The 13,344-nt window shown below is 62.8% G+C and carries 12 protein-coding genes; 2 read left to right on the top strand and 10 right to left on the bottom strand.

Annotation, left to right across the window (positions count from 1 at the left end):
- Positions 1-11: 11 nt before the first annotated feature.
- Positions 12-515, bottom strand: a complete 504-nt coding sequence (locus tag IZ6_RS08765) for a VOC family protein (RefSeq protein WP_222874691.1) — start codon at positions 513-515, stop codon at positions 12-14.
- 170 nt (positions 516-685) lie between these two features.
- Between IZ6_RS08765 and IZ6_RS08760 the strand changes: the two genes are divergently transcribed.
- Both IZ6_RS08760 and IZ6_RS08755 read left to right on the top strand, forming a co-directional pair.
- Positions 686-2,032: a metal-dependent hydrolase family protein gene (locus IZ6_RS08760; RefSeq protein ID WP_222874690.1), complete on the top strand. Its 1,347-nt coding sequence runs from the start codon at positions 686-688 to the stop codon at positions 2,030-2,032.
- An 80-nt stretch (positions 2,033-2,112) separates the two neighbouring features.
- Positions 2,113-2,589, top strand: a complete 477-nt coding sequence (locus IZ6_RS08755; protein WP_222874689.1) for a VOC family protein — start codon at positions 2,113-2,115, stop codon at positions 2,587-2,589.
- Between the two features lie 146 nt (positions 2,590-2,735).
- Here the strand turns inward: IZ6_RS08755 and IZ6_RS08750 are convergent, their stop codons facing one another.
- The 9 genes from IZ6_RS08750 to IZ6_RS08710 all read right to left on the bottom strand — a co-directional run bounded on the left by IZ6_RS08750 (position 2,736) and on the right by IZ6_RS08710 (position 13,182).
- On the bottom strand, positions 2,736-3,536 hold the full coding sequence (locus tag IZ6_RS08750) for an MBL fold metallo-hydrolase (RefSeq protein WP_222874688.1): 801 nt from the start codon (positions 3,534-3,536) through the stop codon (positions 2,736-2,738).
- On the bottom strand, positions 3,533-4,342 hold the full coding sequence (locus tag IZ6_RS08745; RefSeq protein WP_222874687.1) for a TatD family hydrolase: 810 nt from the start codon (positions 4,340-4,342) through the stop codon (positions 3,533-3,535). Before IZ6_RS08745 ends, IZ6_RS08750 begins: the two co-directional genes overlap by 4 nt.
- A complete protein-coding gene (gene metG, locus IZ6_RS08740) occupies positions 4,339-5,886 on the bottom strand; it encodes a methionine--tRNA ligase (RefSeq protein ID WP_222874686.1) in 1,548 nt (515 codons plus the stop codon). Before metG ends, IZ6_RS08745 begins: the two co-directional genes overlap by 4 nt.
- Before the next feature lie 29 nt (positions 5,887-5,915).
- Positions 5,916-6,977 (bottom strand): DNA polymerase III subunit delta', encoded by a 1,062-nt coding sequence (locus IZ6_RS08735; protein ID WP_222874685.1) that lies wholly within the window; start codon positions 6,975-6,977, stop codon positions 5,916-5,918.
- Positions 6,974-7,630, bottom strand: a complete 657-nt coding sequence (tmk, locus tag IZ6_RS08730; RefSeq protein ID WP_222874684.1) for a dTMP kinase — start codon at positions 7,628-7,630, stop codon at positions 6,974-6,976. Before tmk ends, IZ6_RS08735 begins: the two co-directional genes overlap by 4 nt.
- Position 7,631: 1 nt before the next feature.
- Positions 7,632-8,861, bottom strand: a complete 1,230-nt coding sequence (locus IZ6_RS08725) for a D-alanyl-D-alanine carboxypeptidase family protein (RefSeq protein ID WP_222874683.1) — start codon at positions 8,859-8,861, stop codon at positions 7,632-7,634.
- A 65-nt stretch (positions 8,862-8,926) separates the two neighbouring features.
- Positions 8,927-9,826 carry a septal ring lytic transglycosylase RlpA family protein gene (locus IZ6_RS08720; protein ID WP_222874682.1) on the bottom strand — a complete coding sequence of 300 codons (900 nt, stop codon included), beginning with the start codon at positions 9,824-9,826 and terminating at the stop codon, positions 8,927-8,929.
- Between the two features lie 126 nt (positions 9,827-9,952).
- Positions 9,953-10,924 (bottom strand): tripartite tricarboxylate transporter substrate-binding protein, encoded by a 972-nt coding sequence (locus tag IZ6_RS08715; RefSeq protein ID WP_222874681.1) that lies wholly within the window; start codon positions 10,922-10,924, stop codon positions 9,953-9,955.
- Positions 10,921-13,182 carry a putative bifunctional diguanylate cyclase/phosphodiesterase gene (locus IZ6_RS08710; protein WP_222874680.1) on the bottom strand — a complete coding sequence of 754 codons (2,262 nt, stop codon included), beginning with the start codon at positions 13,180-13,182 and terminating at the stop codon, positions 10,921-10,923. Before IZ6_RS08710 ends, IZ6_RS08715 begins: the two co-directional genes overlap by 4 nt.
- Positions 13,183-13,344 lie beyond the last annotated feature (162 nt).

Genomic DNA, 13,344 nt, shown 5'->3' with positions numbered 1-13,344 from the left:
CTGGGAAGGGCTCAGGCAGCCAGCAGATCGTCGAGGTCGAGCCGCTTCGTCACCATAGCGAGCGCGCCGTCCGGCGTGCGCGGCCATTCTTCTTCCGGCCGGTCCCAATAGAGCTCGACGCCAGTGCCGTCCGGGTCTCGCAGATACAGCGCCTGGCTGACGCCATGATCGCTCGCACCATCAAGCGGGATGTTCGCCGCGATTAGGCGACGCAGCGCATCAGCGAGGGCGGCGCGCGTCGGATAGAGAATGGCCGTGTGATAAAGGCCCGTGGTTCCGGGAGCGGGCGGCGGACCGCCAAGGCTTTCCCAGGTGTTCAGGCCGATGTGATGGTGATAGCCGCCGGCGGAAATGAACGCCGCTTGCGTGCCATAGCGCTGCTGGAGCTGAAAGCCGAGAACGCCGACATAAAAGCCGAGTGCGCGCTCAAGATCGGCGACCTTGAGATGGACATGGCCGATGCGGGTGCCGGGGTCGATCGGGCCGGTGGAGGGAGGGGTGGAAGGTGTCGTCATAGACGAGAAATAGGGTGCCTCGGGTGCGTTGCGCCAGAGGGAACGTCGATGTAACCGCAAGCGGCAAAAGCGCTTTCAAATCCGGCCAAGTTTTAGCGATTGCGGAGCAAGGACAATTCACTCTGAAGTCGAGAATTGCATGCTAGCCTGACGAAGAAGGGAGGCCGCCCATGATCTCGTTTCTTCGCGCTTTTCTCGCGTTTTCGGTCCTGGTTCTAGTCCTTCCGGACGCGGCCGTTGCCCAGCAGCCCAACACCATTCTCTTCAACAATGTCAGGGTTTTCGACGGAAAAAGTCCGGCGCTGTCCGGACCTGTGAATGTGCTGATCCGCGGCACTCTGATCGATCAGATTTCGTCATCTCCCATCCCGGTCGACCGCAGCGCGCAGACCCGCATTATCGACGGAGGCGGGCGGACCTTGATGCCCGGCCTCATGGACATGCACTGGCATGCGATGCTCGTGCGGCCGACGCCGGCCATCATGCTCGGCAGTGATGTCGGCTACACGACGCTGCTGGCCGGGGCGGAAGCAAATGACACTCTGATGCGCGGCTTCACCACCGTGCGCGATCTCGCCGGCCCGGCTTTTTCGCTGAAGCGCGCAATTGATGAAGGCGTTTTGCCGGGGCCGCGCATCTACCCGTCGGGTGCGATGATTTCCGTCACCGGCGGCCATGGCGACTTCCGTCAGCTCACCGATCTGCCGAGAACTCCCGGCGGACCGCTGACCCGTGCGGAGCTGATCGGCGGCAGCGCGATTGCAGACAGTCCAGACGAGGTGCGGATGCGGGCGCGCGAACAGCTGATGCTCGGTGCTTCACAGATCAAGCTTTCCGCGGGTGGGGGCGTCGCCTCGCCTTTCAGCCCGCTCGATGTCTCGACCTTCACCGAGGAAGAGCTGCGCGCCGGGGTCGAAGCCGCGGAAAACTGGGGCACCTATGTCTGCACGCACGCCTATACATCCGCAGCGGTCCGGCGCTCGATCGCTGCCGGCGTCAAATGCATCGAGCACGGCCATCTGATGGACGAAGAGACAGCAAAGCTGGTGGCGGAGAAGGGCATCTGGCTCAGCACGCAGCCCTTTGTCGATCTCGGCGGCGCGGCGGCATTGCCGCCGCCGCAGCAGGCGCAGATGCGCCAGGTCGTCGCCGGCACCGACCGGCTCTATGGCTTCGTCAAGAAGTACAAGATCAAGACCGCGTTCGGGACCGACATCCTGTTCTCGCAGGCTTTAGCGCAGCGCCAGGGGCATGCGCTGGTCGATCTTTTGCGCTGGTTCACGCCGGCCGAGATCCTGACCATGGCGACATCGACAAACGGCGAGCTGCTGCAGATGTCGGGGCTTCGAAATCCGTATCCGGGGAGGCTGGGCGTCGTCGAAAAAGGCGCGCTGGCGGACCTTCTTCTGGTCGACGGAAACCCGCTCGAAAAGCTCGATCTCGTCTCAGATCCGGCGAAGAATTTTCTTGTCATCATGAAGGACGGAAGGATCTTCAAGGACACGCTGCCGAACTAGGCGCGCCGTGAGAAACCATCGGTGCCACCATCCGTTTTAATCGTAGGCTGGGGTTAACAGCCGAGGCTTGGGAGGACTGCGTGACAGCAAAAAATACGATCTGCCTCTGGTACGACAAAGATGCCGAGGCTGCGGCCCGGTTCTATGCCGCGACGTTTCCCAATAGCTCGATGGGCAAGGTCCATCATGCACCGGGAGACTATCCAAGCGGCAAGACGGGCGATGTGCTGATGGTCGAGTTCACCGTCGCCGGCGTTGCTTGCATCGGCCTCAATGGCGGCCCGGCGTTCAAACAGACCGAGGCTTTTTCCTTCCAGATTTCGACCGAGGACCAGGCGGAGACGGACCGCTATTGGAACGCCATTGTCGGCAATGGCGGCAAGGAAAGCGATTGCGGCTGGTGCAAGGACAGATGGGGTCTCAACTGGCAGATCACGCCGCGCACTTTGATGGAGGCAATGGCGGCGGGCGGGAGCGAAGCCAAGCGCGCCTTCGATGCGATGATGACGATGCAGAAGATCGACGTCGCCAAGATCGATGCGGCGAGGCGCGGATGATTTCGCGTTGCCGTTCCACACCCCCTTTGGCCCGCATAGCCAAGTCGCATAAGATATATTATGGAACGTGAGAATGGGTCCACAGCGGGCCTGGCCTCACGGAAATTGCTTCAAATTGTCAGCACTTTAGCGCCCTCAGGCCGCTTTCACTCGAAATCGAGCGTCAGGCCGTCATAGGCCGGCTCGACATTCTCCGGCACGCTTCTCTTGAGCGTCTCGTAGTCGAGATCGGTGTGCAGATTGGTGAGGACAGCGCGTTTGGGCGCCAATTGTTCGATCCATCCCAGAGCTTCCTGCAGCGTGAAATGGCTCGGATGCGGCGCGATGCGCAGCGCATCGACGATCCACAGATCGAGCCCTTTCAGATAGCCCAAAGCGTCGTCCGGAATGGCGCTGAGATCGGGCGTATAGGCCATCTTGCCGAAGCGCAGTCCGAGCGCCTCCACGGTGCCGTGCGGCAGCCGGAACGGCATGGCCGAGACCTCTCCGCCCTGTCCTGAAACGTTCGTCAGCTCTCCCGGCACCATGTGATGCTCGTTGAGGATCGGCGGATAATCCGAGCCCGGCGCTGTCTCGAAGACATAGGAAAAGCGCTGGCGCAGTTCGGGCGATGTGCCGGGATCGAGCCACACATCCATGCGCTTGCGCGTCTGAACGTAATAAGGCCTCAGATCGTCGATGCCGTGCGTGTGGTCGGCATGATCGTGCGTGAACAGAACGCCGTCGAGATTGAGGACGTTTGCGCCGATCATCTGCTCGCGCAGATCGGGCGATGTGTCGACCAGGACATTGGTGACATCGCCACGCTCATTCGCGCGCTTCACCAGGATCGAACAGCGCCGGCGGCGGTTGCGCGGCTCCAGCGGATCGCATTTGCCCCAGCCCTGTGCGACGCGCGGCACGCCGCCCGACGAGCCGCAGCCGAGGATCGTGACGGACAGGCTCACGCCGCCGCCTCGCCGCTGAGGCCGAGCGCACTTTTCGGCACTTTTTTGAACAGGTTGGAGAAGTTTTCTGTGGTGCGCCTTGCGGTCTCATCAAGGCTCCAGCCGCGCACTTCGCCGAGCACTTTGGCGGTCAGCGCGGTATAGGCCGGCTCATTGGTTTTGCCGCGATGCGGCATGGGCGCCAGATAGGGCGCATCGGTCTCGACGAGGATGCGATCCGCCGGAACTTCGGCGGCGATATCGCGCACACCCTGAGAATTCTTGAACGTCAGAATGCCCGAAAACGAGACGTAATGGCCGAGCGCAACGCCGCGCCGGGCCAGTTCCGCGCCCGATGAGAAGCAGTGCAGCACCGCCGGGAAAGTGCCCTTTTCCGCTTCCTCTTCGAGGATGCGGATCATGTCTTCATCGGCTTCGCGCGCATGGATGACGAGCGGCAGGCCCGTCTGCCGGGCCGCTGCGATATGGGTGCGGAAGCCCGTCGCCTGCGCCTCGCGCGGCGAATGATCGTAGTGATAGTCGAGCCCTGCTTCGCCGATGGCCACGATCTTCGGGTGCTCGCTGAATCGGATGAGATCCTCGACCGTTACATCGAGCTCCTCATCGGCATTGTGTGGATGCGTGCCGACAGACCCGAAAACATTGTCATAGCTCTCGATGATGTCCCGTACCTGCTCGAACTTCTTCACCCGCGTCGAGATCGTCACCATCGCCCCGACGCCGGCCGCTTTGGCGCGCGCGACGACACCGTCGCGGTCCTTGGCGAAGTCCGGAAAGTCGAGATGGCAATGGCTGTCGACAATCACGCCTCAGCCTCCGGCTCGACATAGCGCGGGAAAATAGGCGCGGGCGCCGGAAGATCAGTGCCGGCTTTGAGGCGGCCCCCTTCCCCGAGCGAGGCGAAAGTGCGGGCCCCTTCCGGCACGCCGAGAAGATCGAGGAGTTTGCCGGAAGCCGTTGGCGTGACGGCCAAAGTCAGGATCGCGACGGTGCGTAGGACTTCGATCGTCGTATAAAGAACCGTATCGCGCCGCGCCGGATTGTCTTTCAGCTTCCAGGGCTCTTCGGACGCGAAATAGCGGTTGGCGTCGGCAACAACCTTCCAGATCGATCCCAGCATTGTGTGCAGCGCGAATTGCTTCATGGCACCCCGCGCCTCTGCGATCAGCGCATCGGCGGAGGCGATGATGGCCTTGTCGGCTTCGCTGAAGTCGCCCGGCTGCGGAACTTTCGCGCCGCAATTCTTGCCGATCATCGACAGCGAACGTTGCGCAAGATTGCCGAGATCGTTGGCGAGATCGGCATTGATGCGCTGGACGATGGCTTCATGGCTGTAATTGCCGTCCTGGCCGAACGGCACTTCGCGCAGGAAGAAATAGCGCACCGGATCGACGCCGTAAGCGTCGGCCAAAGTGAAGGGGTCGATCACATTGCCGACCGACTTCGACATCTTCTCGCCCTTGTTGAACAAAAATCCGTGTGCGTACACGCGCTTCGGAATTTCGAGCCCGGCCGACATCAGGAAGGCCGGCCAGTAGACGGCGTGGAAACGGATAATGTCCTTGCCGATGATGTGAACATCGGCGGGCCAGAATTTCTTGAAGGACGCGGAGTCCGTATCGGGATAGCCGACGCCGGTGATATAGTTTGTCAGGGCGTCGACCCACACATACATGATGTGTTCGGGTGCGCCGGGCACTTTGATGCCCCAGTCGAACGTCGTGCGGCTGATGGAGAGATCCTGCAGCCCGCCCTTCACGAAACTGACGATCTCGTTGCGCCGCGCATCCGGCCCGATGAAATCGGGAATGTCGGCATAGAGCTTGAGCAAGCGGTCCTGATAGGCGGACAGCTTGAAGAAATAGCTCTTCTCTTCGACCCATTCGACAGGCGTGCCTTGCGGGCCGACGCGCATATCGCCGTTCAGCGTGGTTTCGTCTTCAGCGTAAAACGCCTCGTCGCGCACCGAATACCAGCCGGCATAGGTGTCAAGATAGATATCGCCCGCTTTCTCCATCTTCTCCCAGATCGCCTGGGAGCTTTTGTGATGGGCGGGTTCGGTCGTGCGGATATAGCGGTCGAAGCCGATGTTCAGCCGCTCGCACATGGCCTGAAATTGCGGGACGTTCTTTTCGACGAGTTCGGCCGGCGTGATGCCTGCCTTCTGCGCCGTCTGCAGCATCTTGATGCCGTGCTCGTCGGCGCCCGTCATGAAGAACACGTCTTTGCCGTCGAGGCGCTGGAAGCGCGCGATCACATCGGTCGCAATCGCCTCATAGGCGTGGCCGATATGCGGCGCGCCGTTCGGATAGGCGATCGCGGTGGTGATGTAATAGCTCTTGTCGGCCATAGCGCCCTGAACGAATAAACCTGCCGGGATCAGCCGCGCTGAGCTGCGGCGAGATCGGAAAAGATCGCAAAGACCAGCGGGCGTCTGTCGAGATTGTAGATCTCGGCCTCACGGGCTGCACGGCCGGTTTTCTCCCATACGGTTGCCCAGGCCGCAAGGCGGGCATCTTGCCTTGCGGCTCCGAGGGTTAGCCGCTCATGAAGCCAGTCCTGAATGGCTCCGATGAAGAGCTCGAAAGAGGCTGTTCCTTCCCGTCCCGCCAGCTTTTCAGCCAGGGCATGAAGGGCGCTCGGGTCGAGATCCGGCAGGCGGTTCAGAAGGGCCGCGATCTGGTCGTGAAGAGCAAGGCTGTCCTCGGCCAGAAGGGCGGCCGCCCGCCGCACTGAGCCTTGTGCCGCCCCGGCGATCCGCGAAAGCTCGTCCGGATCGGTGTCACCGGCGAGCTCGGGCAGGTTTTTCAGAACGCCGGTCACGTCTTCATCGGACAGCGGCTTCAGAAGCAGCGTGCGGCAGCGCGAGCGGATCGTCGGCAGCAGGCGCTTGGGCGCCGACGACAGGATGAGAAACAGCGAGCGCGGCGGCGGCTCTTCCAGAACCTTGAGCAGAGCGTTTGCGGCATTGGTGTTGAGGTCGTCGGCGGTATCGACGATCGTGATGCGCCAGCCGCCCTCGCCCGCCGTCGTCGAAAAGAAGTTCACGGCGCGGCGCGCTTCCGCGACCGAAATCTCGCCCATCAGCGAGCGGCCGTCTTTGGTGAGCCCGCGCTTCAGAACGAAGAGATCGGGATGCGCCTGCTGCGCCATGCGCCGTGCGGCGGGCACGTTCGGATCAACCTCGAGATCTTTGGCTTCCACGACATCCGGTGCGGCGGGTTCGGGATGGGCGAAGATGAAGCGGGCGAGACGGTAAGCGAGCGTCGCTTTGCCGATCCCCTCTTCTCCGCCGATGATCCAGGCATGGTGCATGCGGCCGGAGCGGTAGGCGTCGAGCAAAGTCTGCTCGGCGGCTTTGTGGCCGATGAGATGGAAAGTGGCGCGCGGATGCGGCGCCTCGTCCAGCCGGTCGTGATCGAGGAGTTCGCCGTCGCTCATACGCGGGACTTTTCGAGCGCGAAGGTTTTCGCCACATCGTCCCATACCGCCTGGGCGACTTCGTCCGGCGATTTCTGGGCGTCGATGGTGTGGATGCGCTTCGGCTCTTCGGCGGCGATGTCGAGGAAGGCGCGGCGCAGCGAACGGTGATAATCTATGTCTTCGCTTTCGAACCGGTCGGCCCTGCGGCCCATGCCGCGCTTGGCGGCGCGCTTCAGCCCATCTTCCGGCGGCAGATCGAGTAGCAGAGTCAGCCCCGGCACCGTGTCGCCGACGGTGACGAATTCGAGCGCGCGCATGACGCCGGGTTTGATTTTGCCGAGCGCGCCCTGATAGGCGCGCGTCGAATCCATGAAGCGGTCGCAGATCACCCAGGCGCCGCGGCGGAGCGCCGGTTCGATGGTTTCGCGCAGATGATCGAGCCTTGCCGCCGCAAACAGAGTCGTCTCGGCGAAAGCGCCGAACTGCTTGGCCTGTCCGGACAGAACGATGTTGCGGAATTTCTCGGCGGTCGGCGAGCCGCCCGGCTCGCGCGTCGTCACGACTTCCTGGCCGCGGGCGCGCAGCCTTGCCGCAAGGCGATCGACCTGCGTGCTCTTGCCGGCGCCCTCGCCGCCTTCGAACGTGATGAAGCGGCGGCGCCCCGCGGTCATGTCAGCCACCGGTGAAAAGCCATGGAAAGAGCTTTACGGCGTAAGGATGCAACGCTCCGGCGATGATCTCATAACCGGCGTCGAAGGCGCGCTGGAAGAGCGAGCCTTCCTCGATGTTCTCGTCGGCGATCAGCGGCACTTCGCGCTGCAGGAGATTGTCGCGCCAGATGCGCAGCACCCCGATGCGATCGCCTCTCGAGACGGGCGCGGTAATCGGCCCGCGATAGACGACGCGCGCGCTGATCCGGCTATTGCCGTCTTTCGGCACCGGCAGCGTCACCTTTTCCTGAGCGACGAGTTTGACCGAGCCTTGCGTTCCGCCGAACACCTGCGCGGTCGCCACCATATCGCCCTTGGCAAAGAGATCGCGGTCGATATAGCCGGTGAAGCCCCAGTCGAGCAGCGCGCTTGTGGCGCGTAGGCGCACCTTCTCATCGGCAAGCCCGCCGAGAACGGCGATCAGCCTTTTGCCGCCGCGCACGGCGGACGCGACGATGATGTGCCCCTCGCCGGCGATCGAGCCGATGAGCATGCCGTCGGTGCCCTCATACTGGCCCATCAAAGGATTTCGATTGAGCTGGCGCACGCCGCCGAAATCGATCTCGGGCTCGGAGAAGACGGGATACATGTCGGGATTGCGCGTGATGACCCATTGGGCGATGCGGGCCAGATCGCGCACCGATGTCCGCGCACCCGGCGCCGGAAGCCCTGTCGAGTTGACGAACACCGAGGATGTCAGGCCCATTTCTTTGGCCATCGCATTCATGCGTTCGGCGAACTTCTCTTCCGATCCAGCGATGCCTTCGGCCAAAGCGATGGCGCCGTCATTGGCGACGACGATGGCCGTGCCGCGGATGAGATCCTTCACCGTCACTTCGCTGCCGACACGCGCGAACATGGTGGTCGTGCGTGCCGGTGCGCCGCCGGTCCGCCAGGCGTTCTGCGATACGGTGAAAGGCGCCGTCGGCGTCAGGAAGCCGCGTTTGATCTCGTCGAAGGTGACGGCTAGCGTCATCAGCTTGGCAAGGCTTGCCGGAGCAAACGGGGCGTCCGGCTCTTTGGTGTAGAGCACCGCATCATTGGTGGAATCGATGAGGATTGCCTGGCGCGCATCCGTCTCGAAGATCGGCGCTACGGCCGGCTGCGCCAGAGCCGGCAGCGCCCAAACCGGCAGCACAAGCGCCGCCGCCACCAGCCCCTCGCCGATCCGCCGTGTCAGTCTCTCAAGCATGTGAAGCCGCAGACTCATCCCAGCGCTGGTTTAGCGCGGGCCGCGCACGCGTCCAATGGGGGAATTCAGCGAAGGCCGCTAAGAGCCGAAGGATTGAAGGCAAAACCGCTGAGGACCGGTTCGACCAGGGTGCCGCTGCTCTGCTGGCGCAGCGGCTGCGGGCTGGTCATGCCGCCAAAGCCCGCATCGATACGCTTTGAGACGTTGGACGGCGTCGTCACGGGCGTGTTGTAGGCGGTCTGTTGCGGCGGGGGCGCCGGAAGGTTCGGCGGGGTCTGGCCGGTCGTCGCAAGAGCCGGACTCGGCGCAGACGGCGCAAGGCCGGCGATGGCCGTTGTCGGCTCCATGCCGTTTTCACGGAAGGTCGCCATCAGCTTCTCATCGTCACTGCCCTTCAGCGAAGCCGGGCCGACATAATCGATCTTCACGCGCGCCATGCCGCGCTGCTTGAAATCGAGCACTTCGGCGACGCGCTGCGAAACATCGAGCGCCCGATTGCCGTGATAGGGCCCGCGATCGTTGACGCGGACGATGATGCTCTTGCCGTTATTGACGTTGGTGACCCGCGCATAAGAGGGCAGCGGTAGGGTCGGATGGGCGGCCGAGATCGAGCCCATATCGAAGATTTCGCCATTGGCGGTCATGCGGCCGTGGAAGGCCGAACCGTACCAGGAGGCGAGCCCCTCTTCCGAATAGCCTTCGGGATTGCCGTCGGGATGGTAGGTCTTGCCGGCGACTTTATAGGCTTCGCCGGCCTTTTCCTGGCCTCCGCCCTTCGGCACGGGCGCGCCTTCTTCCACAATTTTCGGGCTGGCGGCGACGCCGAGCCGCGGATCGATCATGGATTTGCCGGAACAGGCGGCGAGCAGCAGTGCTGCCGCGCCAAGGGTGGCGACGCGGGAAAAAGCCCGGAAATCGAAGGGTTTCCCCTCCCCGTCAGCTGCCGCCGAAAATGCGCGGTGCATCAAACCCCGTCCCTGGACGCCGTCCGTTAACACGGAAGCCTGCCCAAAGTGTCAAAACTGGGGCGCCTGTATACCACGCGGCGGAGGGATTCGGCGTAGGGTGGATATTATTCCTTTGATCGAGGTCTATCGCCGAATTTCGAGATGGGGCTCGGCCCAGCGTTCGACCTCCTCTTTCACGAGCTTGGCCAGGGCGCCGGGCGTGCCTGCGTCATCGTCCGGTATGTCGGCGCCGAGATCGAGCAACCGCGCACGGCTGCGCGGATCGTTGAGGGCATAGCGCAGGGCGGCGTTGATCGTTGCGATTTCATCCGGCGGCGTATCTTTTTTTGCGAAGAAGGCGTTCCAGGCATTCATTTCCACATTGAAGCCGAGTTCGCCCGTGGCCGCGACGCTGGGCAGGATTTCCGAACGGCGCGAGCCGACCACCGCTAAAGCCTGCACGCGCTTGGCCGCGATCGCCGGCGCGATATTGACGATCTGATCGATCAGGATGTCGACCTTGTCGGCGAGAAGATCGTTCAGCGCGGGTCCTGTGCCCTGATAGGACGACAAAGCCGCAGTCGTTCCGAACGAGGATTGCAACAGCATGGCCGCGGCATGCGACACCGAACCCTGGCCCGCATGGGCGATGTGCATTTCCGAGCCGCGCGTGCGCATTAGGACCGAGAGACCGGCCAGATCCTTCACGCCGAGCTTGGGCGCAACCGTAATGACCATGGGCGTCGAGGCCGCAAGACCGATTGCCGCAAAGTCTTTGACCGGGTCGTAGCCGATATCCGATTTCAGCGCAGGCGCCGCCCCGTGCGTACCCATATGCCCGACCAGCAGCGTGTGGCTGTCATAGGCCTCTTCGAGGAAGCGCTTGACGCCCGTGGCGCCGCCTGCCCCCGGAATATTGTCGATATAGACCGGCTGATGCAGCACCGCGGACATTTCCGTCGCAACTATGCGGGCGATCGTGTCGCTCGGTCCGCCGGCGGCGAACGGTACGATGACGCGGATGGCGCGGTCAGGCTGCCAGGCCGCGGCCGGACCGTGGCCGGCAAGCAGAAGAAGGGTTGTTGCGCCAAAGACGCGGAGTGCTGTGCGGATCATGCGCGCCCCGCTATGCGGAAATCGCCGGAGGTGCCGGCATGGCTTTCGATGAAATGCGGCACGCGCGACGAGGCCATCGGCTTTGCGAAGAAATAGCCCTGCGCGTGCGTGCAGCCGGCTTTCTTCAAAAACTCCGCCTGATATTCCTGCTCGACGCCTTCGGCGATGACCTCGACCTTCAGCGCCCGCGCGAGATCGGCAACCGCGGTGACGATGCTGCCATCGATGCCGTTGCTGTCGAGGCTGTGCACGAAACTGCGGTCGATCTTAAGCGCGCTGATTGGGAAACGTTTGAGGTGGGTCAGTGAGGCATAGCCGGTGCCGAAATCGTCGAGCGAAATACGAACGCCCGCCCCGTGCAGGCGCAAAAGGTTTTCCTGCACTCGATCGAAGGTTTTGCCGAACAGCACGCCTTCGGTCACTTCGATCTCGATATAGTGCGGCGGTATCTGCGAGGTCATGAGCTCGTTCAGCACCCAGGACGCATAGTCCGGATGGTCGAGCTCGGCGGCGGCCGCATTGATGGCGACGCGCGTGAATGCAAGTCCCGAGGCGACCCAATCCTTCACATCGCTCATGATGTGGCGGAACAGTTTGCGGCCCATCGCGATCGCAAGATCATGGTTTTCGAAGGCCGAGCCGAACGCCGCCGGTCCGAGAAGCCCCTTCACGGGATGACGCCAGCGCGCCAGTGCCTCAAAGCCAGAAATCTCCCCGCTGCGCAGCGAAATCTGCGGCTGATAGAACGGGACGAAAAGATCCTCTTCGATGCCGGCTTTGACATCCTCGTGCAGTTCGATGCGCTGCAGAATCTCGGTGCGCATGGCCGGTTCAAAAACGGCATAGCGTCCGCGGCCACCCTCTTTGGCGGCATACATCGCGATGTCGGCGTTCTTCAAAAGATCGCTTGCATTGCGGCCATGCTCCGGAAACACGGCGATGCCGATGCTCGCGGCCGTCATGACGGTCTGGCCCTGATAGGGGAAAGGCTGACGGAGCGAAGCCAAAATGCTGCGTGCCGTGATGCGTCCGACTTCGAGCGCATCGGGCACCACGATCGCAAATTCGTCGCCGCCAAGGCGCGCGACAAAGCCGCGGTTCGGCACGATGCGTGTCAGGCGCACCGCGGCAGCGCACAAAAGCGAGTCGCCCGCATCGTGGCCGAGCGTGTCGTTGATGGCCTTGAACTCGTCGAGGTCGAGCAGAAGAACGCACAAAGGAAGATCGCTGTTGGCGACGGCGGCGTCGAGACGTTCCTGAAACGCCGCGCGATTGCTGAGGCCGGTCAGGCTATCGTGATTGGCGGCATGGATAAGGTCGCGCTCGGCCTTTTCGCGGTGGCCGACCAGGCGGGCAAGCGCTTCGCCGAGTATCATGAGGACGAGCGCGGCCATGCCGGCAATGCCCATGGCGCGCGTTGCTTCCTGGCGCCATTCGGCAAGTATGCTTGCTTCAGAAAGACCTGCCGTAATGACAAGCGGCGTGCGGTCGAGCCGCTGGAATCCGTAAATGCGCGTGATGCCGTCCGTCAGCGCGGTGATGTGATAATTGCCGCGATTGCGGTCGCCGATGCTGGGCCACAGTGCTTTCGACACATCCCGGCCGATATCGGCCGGATTGAACGGCCGGCGCGCGATCATGATGCCGTCTTCGCGGATGACGCTGATCGAGGCGTCGTGGCCCATATCGATCGAGCCGTAGAAGCTTTGCAGATATTCGAGATTGAGAAGCGCCTGGACGACAAGGCCGGGAACGCCTTCCTGACCGCTGACTCGACGGCTGACGCCGACAACCCAGGCCCTGCCCGTCTCATCGTAATAGGGATGGCCGATCTGCAGGCCGAGATAGTGGTTCGAGGCGTGAATGGCCAAAGCTTCCGGATCGGCGGAGCGGCCGGTCGGGCTCGTGCGGAAGAACTCAAACAGCGGCGTTGCGTTGTCCGGGTCCAGGAGTCTTACCGACATGATGTGCGGCAGATCCTGCGCGAGCTGGGCGACTTTTGCCGCCAGCTCCGATTTGCGGATCGGGTCTTCCGGGCGGGGGCCGAGTTCGCGGGCAACGATCCGCAGCAGCATGTCGACGGAGTCGAAAGTCCGCTCCGTATGCTGAGTCAGCATGCCAACGAGATTGCGGGTGGTCACCTCGGCGGCATTGAGGGCTGCGGTGCGTGCCTGGGACAGGAGGATCCAGGCCGTGACAATGAGGCCAAGGCAGACAAGGACCGTGGCTATGCGTACCTGCTGCCGAAGGGGAAGCAAGGCCTTGCGCGGTCCGAAACTGGGAAAATCTAACGCCGACAAAGGGATGCGCCCAAGTCCCTGGATTTAATGGCGCGAGTGTCTCAGACAAACCTTGAAACGGGATAAACTTTTACGCGCGAGCGGCGTGCACTGAGGGCGAATTTCGGGCTCCCCACCGGG

The sequence above is a fragment of the Terrihabitans soli genome (assembly GCF_014191545.1).
Classification (GTDB): Bacteria; Pseudomonadota; Alphaproteobacteria; order Rhizobiales; family Methylopilaceae; genus Flaviflagellibacter; species Flaviflagellibacter soli.
Note: the sequence above shows the minus strand (reverse complement) of the source record. Positions and strands in the feature narration are given on the sequence as shown.

What these genes read in the sequence shown, in the direction of transcription:
- IZ6_RS08735 (WP_222874685.1), bottom strand. Translation starts at nt 6,977, where the DNA reads ATGAGCGACGGCGAACTCCTCGATCACGACCGGCTGGACGAGGCGCCG.
- metG (WP_222874686.1), bottom strand. Translation starts at nt 5,886, where the DNA reads ATGGCCGACAAGAGCTATTACATCACCACCGCGATCGCCTATCCGAAC.
- IZ6_RS08725 (WP_222874683.1), bottom strand. Translation starts at nt 8,861, where the DNA reads ATGCTTGAGAGACTGACACGGCGGATCGGCGAGGGGCTGGTGGCGGCG.
- IZ6_RS08765 (WP_222874691.1), bottom strand. Translation starts at nt 515, where the DNA reads ATGACGACACCTTCCACCCCTCCCTCCACCGGCCCGATCGACCCCGGC.
- IZ6_RS08720 (WP_222874682.1), bottom strand. Translation starts at nt 9,826, where the DNA reads ATGCACCGCGCATTTTCGGCGGCAGCTGACGGGGAGGGGAAACCCTTC.
- IZ6_RS08715 (WP_222874681.1), bottom strand. Translation starts at nt 10,924, where the DNA reads ATGATCCGCACAGCACTCCGCGTCTTTGGCGCAACAACCCTTCTTCTG.
- tmk (WP_222874684.1), bottom strand. Translation starts at nt 7,630, where the DNA reads ATGACCGCGGGGCGCCGCCGCTTCATCACGTTCGAAGGCGGCGAGGGC.
- IZ6_RS08760 (WP_222874690.1), top strand. Translation starts at nt 686, where the DNA reads ATGATCTCGTTTCTTCGCGCTTTTCTCGCGTTTTCGGTCCTGGTTCTA.